Origin of the sequence: Arthrobacter liuii, assembly GCF_014639275.1 — a bacterium.
Classification (GTDB): Bacteria; Actinomycetota; Actinomycetes; order Actinomycetales; family Micrococcaceae; genus Arthrobacter; species Arthrobacter liuii.
In genome coordinates, this window is sequence record NZ_BMFW01000001.1 from 127,034 (window position 1) to 140,350 (window position 13,317).

The window sequence follows — 13,317 nt, forward strand, 5'->3', positions numbered from 1 at the left end:
AAAACACTCTAGCAAACCCGGGAAAGGGTTCAGACCACTTTGTCCTCGTAGGTGGCGCCGCGGTACAGGTCCTCGAAGGTCTGCAGTGTTCGCTGGAGACTGTGGGGCTCCACCATTTGCCGGCTTGCCAGGCCCATGGCGCGCTGTTCATCCTTGGGCAGCTGCAGGACCTGGGTGATCTTCTTGGCGAGGTCGTCACTGTCGTTGGGCGTGAAAAGGTACCCGTTCTCACCGTCGCGCACCAGGTGCGGCAGGGCCATGGCGTCGGCAAGGATAACCGGGGTGGAGGCCGACATCGCTTCCAGGGTCACCAGCGACTGCAGTTCTGCGGTTCCGGGCATGCAGAACAGGTCGGCCCGGATGTAGGCCGTGCGCAGTTCGGCGTCGCTGGCAAGGCCCAGAAACTTCACCCGGTGGCCGAGTCCAAGACGCCGCACCAGCTCTTCGAGGGCCGTCCGCACTTCACCGCCGCCCACGATTTCCAAGTGCACGTTCAGCTCCGGCGGCGTTTTGCCGACAGCCTCGATCAGCACGTCCACGTGCTTTTCCTCCGCAAGCCGTCCGGCGAACAGCACGGTGGGGTGGGCGTGGGGCTCGATGTGCTCGCCGGGCGTCAGTTCGTAGGCCGCCGAGTCGATGCCGTTGGACAGCGGGAGCACCTTCCGCAGGAATGCGTGCTCGTGCATGGCCCTCGCAGCCAGGGGCGTCGGGGTGGTCACCACGTCCGCCTGGCCCATCACCTTGCCCATGTCCTTCCACGAGATCCGGCCAATAATGTCCTTGAACCACTCGGGGAAGGGCAGGAAGGGGTTGAGGTTTTCGGGCATGAAGTGGTTGGTGGCCACGATACGGACACCGCGCTTCACGGCCTCATAGAGCACGTGTTCGCCGATCATGTAGTGGCTTTGGATGTGCACAACGTCCGGCTTCACCCGGTCGAAGAGGAGGCTGATTTCTTTCTTGATCTCCCAGGGAAAGCAGAGGCGGAAGCTCTCGTGGGTGAACGCCTTGTGCGAGCGGAGCCGGTGCACGGTTGCTTCGTCGCGGAACTCCGTGAAGCTCTTTCCCTTGCTGTCACGCGACGCCAGCACATGGACGTTGTGGCCCCGGGCGGTCATTCCCTTGGCCAGCCGGTAGCCAAACTGGGCAGCGCCGTTAACATCCGGCGGGTACGTGTCGGCGGCAATGAGGATGGTCAGGGGGCGCTGGTCGGCGGGCGTGGTCATGGGGAGTACTCCTGATGGTCACGGTGCGGACACCGTGGAACTGGCAGCACGGTTTGCCGCTGGCGCGGGGCGCCGGGCTTCGTGGGATTGCTGGTTACGTACGTGGATGGGCTAGTGGGACGGCTTGCCGGCGGCCTTCCGCGCGTCCTTCTTTCGCTTGGTGACCTCCGGGTGGTGCCGGGATAGGGCGATAACCCCAACGATAGCAAGGCAGGCAGCCGTTCCCATCGCAATGGCCATGACGGCATGGACGTCAGGGCGCAGTTCACCCAGGATGATGATGCCGATCGCAATGCCCACCATGGGGTCCACCACCGTCAGTCCGGCGATGACCAGGTCCGGCGGCCCGGTTGAGTACGCGCTTTGCACGAACCAGGACCCGAGGCCGCCGGCCGCAATGATGGCCACCACCGAGTACCACTGGACGTTCAACAGGAAGAGTCCGTTGGGGTCCAGGAGGTGCTTGCCGATAATCCGCGTGAGGACTGCAACGAAGCCGAACAGGATGCCGGCGCCGAGGATGTAGACGAAAGCGTTCATGCGGTGTTTGAACATCACTGCCAGCGTGCCGAACAGGCCCACCGCCAGCGCGAGAAGCAGCACGATGGTGAGCTCATCCTCAGGGCTGACGTGGTGGCTCTCCTGGGTGACGTTGACCGCCAGGAGGACAAAGAGGGCGGATCCCGTGACGCATGCGCCGATGGACACGGCCGTGGCACGGTTGATGGTCAGGTCCTGGTCCCGGGCGTTGATCACCGTGGTGATCACCAGGGCAATGGCTCCGATGGGCTGGATCACCGTGAGCGGGGCGGAGACCAGGGCCACCGCATTCATCGCCATTCCAGTGCAGAGCAGCAGGAGCCCGAACATCCACCGTGGATTGCGCAGCAGCCGCAGGAAGCCGTTGGAACTCAGGGCAAGGCCGCCGGTATCCGCCTTGACGGCGCTTCCCTGGCGCTGCGCGCCCAAGGCCAGGCAGAAGGCCCCGAGGACCGCAAGGCCCACGGCAACCCACACCATCAGCCGTCCCCGCCTTCGTGCTGCTTCAGTTCCCTGCCCTTTCGCAGCATTGCCCAGAAGTAGTTGTATGCAGCGATCCAGTGACCAACCAGGCCCAGGCCCAGAACCACCCAGGCGATGGCGAAGAGTTGGTCCTGGAACCCTGTGTCCAGGTGTGAGAGGACCAGCAGCGGGGTGCCCAAAAGCAACAGTCCGGTCCGGACCTTGCCCACCACGCTGACGGGGAGGTCCGGGTGGCCATGGAAGAGGGAGAGCGTCAGGACCAGCAGCACGGCGTCGGGGACCACCAGTGCGGCCAGGTACAGCCAATGCACGACGCCGGCAATCACCAAGGTGGACGCCACGGCCAGCAGGGCCAGCCGGTCCGCGATGGGGTCAAGGACCCTGCCCAGCCTGGAGGTCTGGTCGAACCGGCGGGCAATGTAGCCGTCAATCCAGTCGGTTCCGGCCATGACCGCCAGGACGATCACGCCGATCCCGTATCCCTTCTGGGCCAGGACGAGCCACATGAAGAGCGGAACACCCATGAACCGGACCACGGTGAGCAGGTTGGGGATGGTGAACACGAGGTCGTGGTCCACCTGGGGACGGCCGGGGCGGGCACCTGCACCAATGAACTTCACCCGTCCCCTCTCCTTCCTGCTGCGCCGCAGCGCGGTCTTTGGCTTATGCGTTGCCCGCCTGAACAGTGTTCACCGGAACAGGCCTAGTTGGAGCGGAAGAGCTTTCGGAGGAGGACCACCAGGACGGTTCCTGCTGCCACGAACGCTGCCAGCGGCTTCCAGCGGGCGGACAGGTCCGCTGATCCGGACAACGCCGCAAGCCTCTGCCCCGCCGCGTCCACACCCCGCTGGGCCAGCACCTGGCTTTCGCGGGCCTTGACCTGGGCGGCGGCCAGCAGGTACCGGGCCTGGGTCCTGATATCGAGCTCGGTGCCCAGTTCATCGCGGACCTCCGTGAGGTGATGGCGCCGCTGGTTCAGGCGGCGCACCAGCTCGGGTTCGGACACCTGCGGGAACTCCTGGTCGTGCCGGGCGGCCTTGGCTTCCCTCTCCGCCTTGGCTTTGGCGGCTGCTTCAGCCTTGGCCGCCTTGGCCGCCTTGGCTTCCGGACTCTCCGGATCCAGGACGGCCGGGTTGAAGGCGGACCCCTCCCGGGCAATCCCGATATCGTGCCTGATGCCGCGGATGGTTTCCTCCGGCATCAACGGCATGGCTTTCTTGAACCTCGCGAGGCCTATCAGTCCGCCGACGAGGGCTATCAGCAGGAACGCAGCGGAAACCAGGAGGGCTGCCAGCCATGCGGGCATGATGGTGGACAGCCCCATGATGGCGGCGACGATCAGGCCGACAACCAGGAATGCCAGGAAGAGCAGCGCCACGGCGAAGAAGGCCGCGGCCACCCCCACCTGGATTCCCTTGCGCTTGAGTTCGATCTTGGCGAAGGCGATCTCGTCGTTGAGCTGGCGGGGGGCCAACCGGAGAAGGAGCCTTGCCGTCCCGGGCAGCGCAGTGATACGCAATCCCGGGCTGGTACGCCCGCTGTGACGTCCGCTCATCGGTTCCGCCTTACTGGTTTCATGGGTCGATACTGCTTCCGTTGTTGCGGAAATGTGCAGCCGCACAGTCCACGCCACCAAAACTACCATTCAGGTTCAGGGCGAACTTGGGGGCTTGCCGGACGGCGCGGCCTACAACGCTGCAAAAACCGCCTGGGCCGGGCCTAGGATTGTTCTCCGTGACCATTCCCCCCAATCCGGGCGACCTGCTGACCCGCCGCCGGAAGCTCCTGTACATCCTCCTCCTGGGCGCCCTGACGGCACTCGGTCCGTTCACCATCGACCTGTACCTGCCTGCCTTTCCGGCGCTGGAGGCAAGCCTGGGGGTGACCGAGGCCCAGGTCCAGCTCACCTTGGCGGGCACCACGGTGGGGTTTGCGTTTGGTCAGCTTGTGGTGGGTCCTTTCAGCGACAAGTTCGGCCGGCGGACGCCCCTGATCCTGGCGACGGCACTGCACATTGCAGCATCCCTTGGCGCCGCCTTGTCCACGGACATCACCACGCTGGGAGTCTTCCGTGTACTGATGGGCGTAGGTGCGGCCGGCGGCGGCGTGGTGGCCATGGCCATGGTACGTGACCTGTTTTCCGGGTATGCCATGGTGCGGATGTTCTCCCGGATGTCCCTGGTCAACGGACTGGCGCCCATCCTTGCCCCGGTCATCGGCTCGCAATTGCTCCTGGTGATGCCATGGCCGGGCATCTTCGTGTTCCTGGCTGCCTACGGGACATTGGTGATCGTGGCCGCCCTGGCCCTGGTGCGTGAAACGCTTCCGCCGGAGCAGCGCGGCCAGAGCGGCATGACGGCCCGGCAGCGCTACAGGACGCTCTTCAGCGACCGGATCTTCGTGGGGCTGCTGATGGTGGCCGGCTTCAATTTCGGTGGCCTCTTCACCTATCTCTCAGCTTCACCCTTCCTGTTCCAGGACGTGTTCGGATTCTCCGCCCAGCAGTACGGGCTCCTCTTCGGCATCAACTCCCTGGGCATCGTGGCGGGCGTGCAGACCAGTTCGCGGCTGATCAGGATTGTCCCCCCGCAATGGATCCTGGCCGGCGCCACTGCCTGGATGTTCCTGATGGCCCTGCTGATCGTGGTCTTCGACAGGTTGGGCCTGGGACTCTGGGGCGTGATGGTCCCGCTGTGGTTCTACATTATGGGCACCGGCTTCATGTTCCCCTGCGTCCAGGTGCTGGCCCTGGCCGCCCATGCCGCCCAGGCAGGAACGGCCGCCTCGCTGCTGGGTGCGGCGACGTTCCTGATGGCCGGGCTCATCTCCCCCGTGGTGGGCTGGCTCGGCATCACCAGCGCCGCGCCGATGGGTGCCGTTCAGGCAGCATGCATCGTGCTGTCGATGGCGGCTCTGTGGCTGGTGGTCCGGCCCCGCACGGTTCCTTCGATCCACTGATCCCCTTCCACCGCCAAGCGCGATGCACGCCTGGCAGCACCGGCTAAAGCTTGAACTGAAAGGCAGCCCATGATCCGCACACCGCACCGCAACGGCAGGGGACTTTTCCTCGGGGCGGTGCTTGGCGCCGTCGTCGGCTATTTTGCCGGCCGCGCCCTTGGCAACCCTGCCATCGGAATCGTCCTGGGGGCGCTGGCAGGCGCGGCACTGCTGTACCGGGTCAATCCGGGACGCCGGAACCGCCGCTGATTGTTCTTGCCGGACCCGGGCGGCTTTTCCTGCCCTCGGGCCCACTCCCGCGATAAAATGATGCCGTGCCCAATTGGCAGAACCAACCGCCACTTCCGGCCACATGGCAACGGTGCGACGCCCGGATCCTGCCACTGTGGTGGGAGCGGCTGTGTGCCCAGGCGGGGCAGCAGTCGGCGGCGCTGTATGCGGCGGGGCTGTTCACGGAAGACCGGCGCCGGCCGATCGCCCAGTGGTTCAATCCCGCCTTCAACGCAGCCCTGCTGGTGGCTCCGGAAACCTCGCCGGAGTGGCCCGTGCAACGCTTCGGGATCTTCTACGCCCCACCGGACGCAGGCTTTGTGAGGATCCACTCCGCGCCGCACGAATGGAACCCGCGCGAGCCCCGGAAGTCGCCCACCGAGAAGGAGGCCTTCGAGGCGGCCGTCGCCGAGGCCGAAAGGTTCCTGCAAGTGGAAATGGACTTCGTCTAACCGGCGTGCCGATTCGACCCGGCTTCCCGCCCTGTAACACGAAAAATCCCCGTTCCTCCTGCAGGAGGAACGGGGATTTTTCGTAGCGCTCCTCCTGCTGGACTTGAACCAGCAACCCTTCGATTAACAGTCGAATGCTCTGCCAATTGAGCTAAGGAGGAATGAAGCAGGTACGACACTAGCAAAGGATTCCGGCCCAAGGGAAATCGGCGGTTTTCCGGGCTCAAACGGCCCTGCCGGGAAGCAAAAATCCCCGTTCCGGAAGCCGGAACGGGGATTGGCAGCTCCTCCTGCTGGACTTGAACCAGCAACCCTTCGATTAACAGTCGAATGCTCTGCCAATTGAGCTAAGGAGGAATGAAGCGGGTATTAGCCTAGCAAACTCCTGGAGCGGAAACGAAATCGGACGGCCGTGACCTGCCCCACGGGCGCTGTCGGGGATTGGGCACTGCGCCTAAGAGTCCGCCCGCAGTGCCCGGCGCTCCATTTCCAGCATCATCAGTTCGCGGTTGAGCCGCTGGTAGGTTTCCGGGTCTGCTGCGGCGTCCAGGCGCTGGAGCTGGCCCATTTTGTCTGCCTTGACCCGGGTGATCTGGAGTTCGAAGAGCCGGGACAGCATATCGCGGCAGTACTTCAGCACCGCCTCCTCGGTGTGCGCCGGCAGCGGGACCACTGCAAGCTCCGAGACCAGGGGCCGGAGGGGCTCCGGAACCTCGTGCATCACGTGCTCCACCCACCCCACCGGATCGCCCACTAGTCCGGCGCCCGTGGCGCGCATGGCATCATGGACGGCCTGGAAGGCGGGAGTGGCAAAACGGGCCGCCGCGAACCGGTCCCAGACCGCACCGGCAAGCAGGGAAGGCTGCTGCAGCGCCACCTCCAGTGCCTGCCGTTCCATGGACGCAACGGGGTCCCGGGGGTCGGGCCGGTGGAAGGAAGGAACAGCACCCGACGACGGCGCGGCAGCCACGCCGGGGCCGCCGGCTTGGGCAGTGCGGGAGTTGGCTGGGCCTGCCCCGTGCTGCTGGCCCGGAGCCGGGGGAGATCCCGCACCGCCGCGCTTGACGGCTGCAGTGACCAGGCGCAGGACCTCGTTGGGGTCGGGCATGCCCAGCCAGCCGGTCAGCGCCTGGCAGTAACCGGTCCTCGTCGAAGCGTCGCGGATCGCCGCCACCACAGGCACGGAGGCCTTCAGGCCCTGGACGCGGCCTTCCACGGTGTCCAGGTTGAACTGCTTCAGCGTGCTTCGGATGGCAAACTCGAACAACGGCCGCCGGGACTGGATCAGGGCGTGAACCGCCTCGTCCCCCCGGCTGAGGCGAAGGTCGCAGGGATCCGCGCCCGTGGGTTCCACGGCCACATAGGTCTGCGCGGTGAAGCGCTGGTCCTCCTCGAAGGCCCGCAGGGCGGCCTTCTGCCCGGCGGCGTCGCCGTCGAAGGTGAACACCACCTCTCCCCCGGTGCCGTCGTCGGACAAAAGACGGCGAGCCATCTTGATGTGTTCGGTGCCGAACGCCGTGCCGCAGGTGGCCACCGCCGTAGTAATTCCTGCAAGATGGCAGGCCATGACGTCGGTGTAGCCTTCCACCACCACCAGCTGCCGGTCCTTTGCGATGCTCTTCTTCGCCAGGTCGATGCCGTACAGGACCTGGGACTTCTTGTAGAGGGTGGTTTCGGGGGTGTTGAGGTACTTCGGGCCCTGGTCGTCCTCGTAGAGCTTGCGTGCGCCGAAGCCGATGGTATCGCCGGCAATGTCCTTGATGGGCCAGATGAGGCGGCCCCGGAAGCGGTCGTAAATGCCCCGGTTGCCCTCGCTGAACATGCCCGTGAGCTTGAGCTCGGCATCCGTGAACCCGCGGCCGCGAAGGTGCTTCAGGAGCGCGTCCCAACCCTGGGGGGCGTAGCCGCAGCCGAAGTGTTCCGCGGCGGCCCTGTCGAAACCGCGTCCGAACAGGAAGTTCCGGGCCTCGGCAGCACCGGGGGTGAGCAGCTGGGCGCGGAAGAACTCGTCCGCGATCTTGTGCGCGTCCAGCAACCGCTGTCGGCGGCCCACTTCCTCGCGGTTGGGCCCGGTTCCGCCGTCCTCGTAGCGGAGCTCGTAGCCGATCCGGGACGCGAGCTTTTCCACGGCCTCCTGGAAGGAGCTGTGGTCCTGCTTTTGGACGAAGGCGATGACATCGCCGTCCTCGCCGCAGCCGAAGCAGTGGTAGCGGCCTACCTGGGGACGGACGGTGAAGGACGGCGAGCGCTCGTCGTGGAACGGGCACAGACCCTTGAAGGTTCCCAGCCCGGCGCCCTTGAGCGTGACGTAGCCGTCAACCACTTCCTTGATGTCCGTGCGCTGGCGTACTTCGTCGATATCTTCACGTTTGATCAGCCCAGCCACACAGCAATCTTAGTGTCACTGTCCCGGCCCCACGGGCCTCACCGGCCAGGCGTCCGCTTCTCCTGCTCCGGGCCCGGCCGCTCGAACAAGCTCAGGGCCAGCTTTGGGCAAAGGAACACGGCCTCCTGGGCGGCTTCCCGGTCGGCGTCCCGCACCGGAACATCCGTACGCTCCCAGCCCGCCTTCCCGCGCGCCACCGGATACCCCCAGTCGTCCCGGTCCAGCACCCCGGGCAGCAGTTCGGTGCACAGGCCGCGGCCGTCGCAGCTGGTCCAGTCAATGTGCAGGTAGGTCTTCATGCCGCTGCTCCCCCCGGGCCTGCGCAGTATCCGGAAAGGTGGGCACGGAAGTCCGCGGCGAAGACCTCCAGGGCGCTGCTGACCAGTCCGGTGGTCCCTTCTGGATGCCGGCACGCGCCGCGCCCGGAAACCAGCCGCCCCAGGCGGTCCAGCTCGGCGGCAAGGCGGGGATTTGTTTCCCCTCCGGCGATCCGGTTGAGAACGGACGCCATGGCCGGCAGGCCGAACATGCAGGGTCCGCACTGGCGGGCTGACTCGTTGGCGAGGTAGCTGACAATCCGGGCCGTCGCCTGGATGCCGCAGGTCTGCAGGTCCAGCGCGTGGATCACTCCAGCGCCTGGGCGTGCCGTCCGGCCGGGCGGCCCCACGGGCGAGAGGGCGTGGGCGGCCGGCCGCACCCACCGGCCGTGGTACCCACCCACCAGGACGGCGGACAGGGAAGCAGGGTCCATTCCCGCTTCCTGCAGGACAGCGGTAAGTTGCGCGCCACCAGGCACCTCGAGCACCACGTCCCGCACCGGGGCAGGGCCGGAGACGGAGACCAGCCTGGTGCCTGGATCCGTCGGAGTGCCCGCCTCCCTGAACCACTGCGCCCCATAGCGGGCGATCAGGGCAACCTGGGCCAGGGTTTCGACATTGACCACCAGGGTGGGTCGGCCGTTGAGGCCCGACTCGCTGAGGCGCCGGCGCTGGTCCATGGGGACGGCTGTACCGTTGGCGATCATATTGACGACGGCGCTCGATTCACCGGAGATGAACGTTTCGGGAGCCTGTGCCAGGTGGATCCGCTTGCCACGGGGACGCTCACAAAGGGACTGCTGCACGCGGGGCAGGCTGGCCGCAGGTGCGTACACGTACATGCTTGCGCCCAGGGCAGCCGCCAAAGCCGTCAGTCCATCGATCACCAAGTGGGGCGCGTGGGCCAGGAGCGTCCGGTCCTTGACGCTGAGCGGTTCACCCTCGGCGCCATTGGCGATCACCACCGGGCGGGCCGGAAACAAACCTTTCCTGCCGGACCCGGCAGTGGCAGTGGCCTTGCGCCAGGTTTCGAACGCGGCTCCGCCCCGGCCGGTCAGTCCGGCTGCCGCCAGTGCCTCCAACAGGCCCGGTCCGGCAGCCTGCGGTTCCCAGGTGCCGAAGGTGTCCAGGTGCCGTGCCCAGCCGGCGTCCGGGCCGGCTGCCAGGAGGCGCGGTTCCTGGCGGCTGCTGTCCCGGGGTGCTTGCAGGGGTGTGGGCGGGTAGCCGTTCCGGTGTCCTTCCGGCCCACCGTTCCGGGGCACTTGCGGGTATATGTCACGGGCCTGGCTCATGGGAGGTTTCCTTGCCTGGCGTGGGAGGTTTCGAGGAAGGACGGGCTCAGCCGCCACAGCAGGGCCGCGGCAACGGCCACCGCGGATACCGCCGCCAGTAGGAGGAACCAGCCGCTCGAGACGTCGGTGCCGTTTCCGAGGGCGTGCGCCATGGCGACCGGCCAGACACCATAACTGAGCCAATGGACGGCTTTGAAGCTCCGCTGCCCGATCCTGTGCCGCAGCAGCCCCGTCACCACCACGGCCAGGACAAGGTCCAGCGCAACTGTCCCCAGCCCCTGCCAGAACGGCTGGAAGGAGCCCAGGAACGGCACCACGATGTCCACCGGATTCAGCTTGGCGAAGGAGTCGAGGAGCAGGGATCCCACATGCAGCCCCAGGAAAACGGTGGCCAGCAGGGCAATGTTCCGGTGCAGGATGCTGATGGAGAAACGCGGCAGCACCATCAGCGGCCGGCCGGACCTGTTCAGGATCCCCAGCAGCACCGACCCGGTGAACAGCGCCAGGGACACGAACCCACTCACCCGGCCAAAAGCCCACATTGCCTCATCCATGGCGCGCCCCTCCGGGGCTGGAGCTTCCGGTAGGGCTGGTATCTCCCGCGGGGCTGGCATCTTCGGCCCGCCGGTAGCCTGATTCGGCGTTGCCGCTCTCGGCGGGCCAGCCGCCGGTGGTTGTGACCCTGCCCAGGCTGTCCACCAGCCGGGCGGCAATGCCTTCGGTACGGAACCGCTGCAGGGCCCCAAAGCCGCGGACGATCGCCGCGGTGCTGAACGCGTTCGCCTCCAGGCAGGTAGGCGCCGCAACGCTCGCCGACCGCCAGACCGCCTCGGCCGGGAGGCCAAAGCGGGGGTCAAGGATGTGGTGGACCTGGGTCCCCTGGTGCTTCCAGCGGCGCTTTTGCGTACTGGACGTGGCCAGGGCAAAGCCGGGCGCCAGGGAGATCTGCTGGGCGGGGTCGGCGGGAAGATCCTGGACCAGGATCTGCCACGGGCCGGGCTTCCCCTCCCCCTGTGGTCCGGGCCCAGCACTGGCCAGGTCTCCACCCAGGCTCACCAGCACCCCGCAGCCCAGCGTCCGGTGCACCTCGGCTGCGGCCAGATCAGCGGCGACTGCCTTTGCCGATGCACCCAGGTCAAGGTGGAGGCCGGCCGGCACGGTCAGCACAGCGGTATCCGGGCCCTGGGAGTCGAGGCGAAGGCGGGACCAGCCGGGCACCCGCGGTGCCGGCGCTTCCAACGATGACGGCAGCGGCGGTACCGGCACGCTCCGGATGCCCTGGTGCCCTTGCGTTCCCGGGCCGTCCTGCGTTCCCGGGCCGTGGCCCAGGGCCGCCAGGTCAGCTCCGAGGGTGGGGTCGACGTCGCCGTCGGTCATCCTGGCGGCGTCGAGGGCGCGCTCGAGGAGCAGCCGGAACAGTGGGCCCACACTGACGCCCGATGCCATCCGGGGCTGGAGCCTCACGAGTTCGGAGTCGTTCCGGAACCGGCTGCAGGCAAGGTCTACTCCGGCCACGACGGTACGGACGATTTCTTCCGCTGCTGCCAGCATGCTGGAGTCTGTCACCGTCACGGAAGCCTCAAGCTCCCAGACGGTCCAACTGGATTGTGCTGCGCGTTCCGAGGTTCCAAAACCAGCCACATGGGAACCAGCGACAGTGGAACCTGCCACGTCAGGACCCCGAGGACCTGCCGTGGACGGTGCCGCCGTTGCCCGGCTGGACCGGCGTGGTGCTGCCTGAATTGCCGTACGACTTCGAGCGGCGCGTGCTGTTGTCCTGGGGGGTGCCGTAGTTGTCGTCCGAGCGGGCAGAACCGGATTTGGGCGTGCTCCCCTGCGTGCTGCTGTCCGCGGCGGGAGTTGTCCTGGCAATCACGGAAGGCGTTGCAGCATAGACAGCGGCTGCGGCCACCCCGGCAGCGGCGAAACTGCCAACACCCACGGCTGCGGTGATCCCGGTGGCAAGGCGCTTGCCCCTGCTGCGATTACTCATGACCTGCTCCCGTTCCTACCGGCCTGCCTTTCCTCCCATGGTGCGCTCCGTTCCTGTGTAGACCCTTTAAGGAACCTGTTGATCGGGCGGTCACCAGAGCGAGGGGAGGCTCCCGACGAGGCGTTCGTACATGGCCAAAGCCGAACCGTCGGTGAGGGACGCCACCTGGTCGATGACCACGCGAAGGCGCGCTCCGTCGTCGTCCGCCGCCCGCCAGTCCGCAGCGAACATCGGCTCCAGGTGGCGGTCGCCGGTGGCGCTGAGGGCGGTCACCAGGGCATGGAGCACTTCCCGCTGGCGCTCGTAGATGGGCTGCCGGTGTTCCGTGGTCATCACAAAGGTGGTGGCAAGGCCCTTCATCACCGCGATCTCCATGACGGTCTCGTCAGGAACCATCAGTTCGGCGTTGTAGCGGGTCAGGTTTTCCGGCCCGTAGACGGCGCGGGTGGTTTCCAGGGCGCTCTGGCAGAACCGGCCGATAAGCTGGCTGGTCATGTTTTTCAGGGCGGCCATGGATTTACGGCTGCCGTCGGCTTCACGCACCCACACGTCCGTGGCCTCGAGCCGGGCCAGGGCGGCGTCGATGGCGGCGGGCTCGTTGTGCGGCAGGTACCACTGCTTGGCGTAGCCCACCACGCGGGCGCGGTGGTCCGGGTTGTCCATCCAGCGCAGCTGGAAGTGGCCGGCCACGATTGCGTCCTCCACGTCGTGAACGGAGTAGGAGATGTCGTCCGCCAGGTCCATCACCTGGGCTTCAAGGCAGGTCCGGCGTTCCGGGGCCCCTTCCCGAAGCCAGTTGAAGATGGGGAGATCGTCCTCGTAGGCGCCGAACTTGCTGGTGCGCCGGCCGTGGATCACCGGCGCTTCCAGGGCGGACCACGGGTATTTCGACGCCGCGTCAAGGCTTGCGCGGGTGAGGTTCAGTCCGGCGGGCATGCCGTCAGCCGTGAGCACCTTCGGTTCGAGCCGCGTCAGCAGCCGGAGGGTCTGGGCGTTGCCTTCGAAACCGCCGATGGCGTGTGCCACCTCGTTCAACGCTGACTCGCCGTTATGGCCGAAGGGCGGGTGGCCCAGGTCGTGGCTCAGGCAGGCCGTGTCCACCACATCGGGGTCGCAGCCCAGGGTCCTGCCCAGTTCGCGGCCCACCTGGGCCACTTCCAGGCTGTGGGTGAGGCGGGTGCGGACGAAGTCGTCCGTGTCCGGTGCCACCACCTGGGTTTTGGCGCCCAGCCGGCGAAGCGCCGACGAGTGCAGCACCCGCGCCCTGTCCCGTTCAAAGTCAGAGCGGTAGGTACTTTTGGGCGGCTCCTCCACCCACCGGGCGGAATCATGCGTGTCATAGCCGGGGAGCGCCAGGGCGGCGGTGGGGGTTCCGGCAGCGCGGCTTCCCGCCATGGCTG

14 protein-coding genes and 2 tRNA genes are annotated in these 13,317 nt (G+C 66.8%); 3 read left to right on the plus strand and 13 right to left on the minus strand.

Annotation, left to right across the window (positions count from 1 at the left end):
- Window positions 1-29: 29 nt before the first annotated feature.
- The 4 genes from IEW19_RS00645 to IEW19_RS00660 all read right to left on the minus strand — a co-directional run bounded on the left by IEW19_RS00645 (window position 30) and on the right by IEW19_RS00660 (window position 3,804).
- A complete protein-coding gene (locus IEW19_RS00645) occupies window positions 30-1,226 on the minus strand; it encodes a glycosyltransferase (RefSeq protein ID WP_188569758.1) in 1,197 nt (398 codons plus the stop codon).
- 111 nt (window positions 1,227-1,337) lie between these two features.
- Window positions 1,338-2,246, minus strand: coding sequence for a DMT family transporter (locus IEW19_RS00650; RefSeq protein WP_188569759.1), 909 nt, complete (start codon window positions 2,244-2,246; stop codon window positions 1,338-1,340).
- Window positions 2,246-2,869 (minus strand): CDP-alcohol phosphatidyltransferase family protein, encoded by a 624-nt coding sequence (locus tag IEW19_RS00655; RefSeq protein ID WP_188569760.1) that lies wholly within the window; start codon window positions 2,867-2,869, stop codon window positions 2,246-2,248. Before IEW19_RS00655 ends, IEW19_RS00650 begins: the two co-directional genes overlap by 1 nt.
- 83 nt (window positions 2,870-2,952) lie before the next feature.
- Window positions 2,953-3,804, minus strand: coding sequence for a phage holin family protein (locus IEW19_RS00660; protein ID WP_188569761.1), 852 nt, complete (start codon window positions 3,802-3,804; stop codon window positions 2,953-2,955).
- 179 nt (window positions 3,805-3,983) lie between these two features.
- Here IEW19_RS00660 and IEW19_RS00665 point away from each other — a divergent pair, with 179 nt between their 5' ends.
- The 3 genes from IEW19_RS00665 to IEW19_RS00675 all read left to right on the plus strand — a co-directional run bounded on the left by IEW19_RS00665 (window position 3,984) and on the right by IEW19_RS00675 (window position 5,929).
- Window positions 3,984-5,207: a multidrug effflux MFS transporter gene (locus IEW19_RS00665; protein WP_188569762.1), complete on the plus strand. Its 1,224-nt coding sequence runs from the start codon at window positions 3,984-3,986 to the stop codon at window positions 5,205-5,207.
- Window positions 5,208-5,276: 69 nt separating this feature from the next.
- On the plus strand, window positions 5,277-5,456 hold the full coding sequence (locus IEW19_RS00670) for a YMGG-like glycine zipper-containing protein (protein WP_188569763.1): 180 nt from the start codon (window positions 5,277-5,279) through the stop codon (window positions 5,454-5,456).
- 65 nt (window positions 5,457-5,521) lie between these two features.
- Window positions 5,522-5,929 (plus strand): hypothetical protein, encoded by a 408-nt coding sequence (locus IEW19_RS00675; RefSeq protein ID WP_188569764.1) that lies wholly within the window; start codon window positions 5,522-5,524, stop codon window positions 5,927-5,929.
- A gap of 88 nt (window positions 5,930-6,017) precedes the next feature.
- Here the strand turns inward: IEW19_RS00675 and IEW19_RS00680 are convergent.
- The 9 genes from IEW19_RS00680 to IEW19_RS00720 all read right to left on the minus strand — a co-directional run bounded on the left by IEW19_RS00680 (window position 6,018) and on the right by IEW19_RS00720 (window position 13,312).
- Window positions 6,018-6,090 (minus strand) — tRNA-Asn (locus IEW19_RS00680).
- 123 nt (window positions 6,091-6,213) lie between these two features.
- Window positions 6,214-6,286: transfer RNA gene (locus IEW19_RS00685), tRNA-Asn, on the minus strand.
- 97 nt (window positions 6,287-6,383) lie between these two features.
- Window positions 6,384-8,315, minus strand: coding sequence for a DNA primase (dnaG, locus tag IEW19_RS00690; protein WP_188569765.1), 1,932 nt, complete (start codon window positions 8,313-8,315; stop codon window positions 6,384-6,386).
- A 38-nt stretch (window positions 8,316-8,353) separates the two neighbouring features.
- The gene (locus tag IEW19_RS00695) at window positions 8,354-8,614 is read right to left on the minus strand and encodes a ferredoxin (protein WP_188569766.1); all 261 of its coding nucleotides are present in this window, start codon (window positions 8,612-8,614) and stop codon (window positions 8,354-8,356) included.
- Window positions 8,611-9,924 (minus strand): NADH-ubiquinone oxidoreductase-F iron-sulfur binding region domain-containing protein, encoded by a 1,314-nt coding sequence (locus IEW19_RS00700; protein WP_188569767.1) that lies wholly within the window; start codon window positions 9,922-9,924, stop codon window positions 8,611-8,613. The genes IEW19_RS00695 and IEW19_RS00700 overlap by 4 nt, the downstream gene beginning before the upstream one ends.
- A complete protein-coding gene (locus IEW19_RS00705) occupies window positions 9,921-10,478 on the minus strand; it encodes a ferric reductase-like transmembrane domain-containing protein (RefSeq protein WP_229748231.1) in 558 nt (185 codons plus the stop codon). The genes IEW19_RS00700 and IEW19_RS00705 overlap by 4 nt, the downstream gene beginning before the upstream one ends.
- The gene (locus IEW19_RS00710; protein ID WP_229748232.1) at window positions 10,471-11,496 is read right to left on the minus strand and encodes an FAD:protein FMN transferase; all 1,026 of its coding nucleotides are present in this window, start codon (window positions 11,494-11,496) and stop codon (window positions 10,471-10,473) included. The genes IEW19_RS00705 and IEW19_RS00710 overlap by 8 nt, the downstream gene beginning before the upstream one ends.
- A gap of 100 nt (window positions 11,497-11,596) precedes the next feature.
- Window positions 11,597-11,917: a hypothetical protein gene (locus IEW19_RS00715; RefSeq protein ID WP_188569768.1), complete on the minus strand. Its 321-nt coding sequence runs from the start codon at window positions 11,915-11,917 to the stop codon at window positions 11,597-11,599.
- Between the two features lie 90 nt (window positions 11,918-12,007).
- A complete protein-coding gene (locus IEW19_RS00720; protein ID WP_188570006.1) occupies window positions 12,008-13,312 on the minus strand; it encodes a deoxyguanosinetriphosphate triphosphohydrolase in 1,305 nt (434 codons plus the stop codon).
- Window positions 13,313-13,317 lie beyond the last annotated feature (5 nt).

Excerpts from the sequence above, each read along its gene's own strand:
- IEW19_RS00645 (WP_188569758.1), bottom strand. The coding sequence starts at position 1,226 with ATGACCACGCCCGCCGACCAGCGCCCCCTGACCATCCTCATTGCCGCC.
- IEW19_RS00650 (WP_188569759.1), bottom strand. The coding sequence starts at position 2,246 with ATGGTGTGGGTTGCCGTGGGCCTTGCGGTCCTCGGGGCCTTCTGCCTG.
- IEW19_RS00660 (WP_188569761.1), bottom strand. The coding sequence starts at position 3,804 with ATGAGCGGACGTCACAGCGGGCGTACCAGCCCGGGATTGCGTATCACT.
- IEW19_RS00670 (WP_188569763.1), top strand. The coding sequence starts at position 5,277 with ATGATCCGCACACCGCACCGCAACGGCAGGGGACTTTTCCTCGGGGCG.
- IEW19_RS00695 (WP_188569766.1), bottom strand. The coding sequence starts at position 8,614 with ATGAAGACCTACCTGCACATTGACTGGACCAGCTGCGACGGCCGCGGC.
- IEW19_RS00700 (WP_188569767.1), bottom strand. The coding sequence starts at position 9,924 with ATGAGCCAGGCCCGTGACATATACCCGCAAGTGCCCCGGAACGGTGGG.
- IEW19_RS00705 (WP_229748231.1), bottom strand. The coding sequence starts at position 10,478 with ATGGATGAGGCAATGTGGGCTTTTGGCCGGGTGAGTGGGTTCGTGTCC.
- IEW19_RS00715 (WP_188569768.1), bottom strand. The coding sequence starts at position 11,917 with ATGAGTAATCGCAGCAGGGGCAAGCGCCTTGCCACCGGGATCACCGCA.
- IEW19_RS00720 (WP_188570006.1), bottom strand. The coding sequence starts at position 13,312 with ATGGCGGGAAGCCGCGCTGCCGGAACCCCCACCGCCGCCCTGGCGCTC.